The 292-nt window shown below is 47.6% G+C and carries 1 tRNA gene; it reads right to left on the reverse strand.

The features are described from left to right. Window positions 1-74 (reverse strand) — tRNA-Arg (locus AC4IFO_RS23180). Between the last annotated feature and the right edge of the window lie 218 nt (window positions 75-292).

The raw sequence follows: 292 nt of genomic DNA on the forward strand, positions 1-292 counted from the left end.
TGCATCCGGGAGGATTCGAACCTCCGACCGCTCGGTTCGTAGCCGAGTACTCTATCCAGCTGAGCTACGGATGCATATTTACTGCAAGACGTGCTTCTCTCTCAAACTTCTTATCAACATCTACTTCTGTAAATCAATTTCATCGTTACTGCACTATTTTGATTACTCGCTAAGTAGAATCAAAATAAAACCCCACAAGGTATTCCTCTAGGGTTGAGATGGTGCATCCGGGAGGATTCGAACCTCCGACCGCTCGGTTCGTAGCCGAGTACTCTATCCAGCTGAGCTACGG

Source organism: Providencia sp. UF-224 (assembly GCF_058245955.1).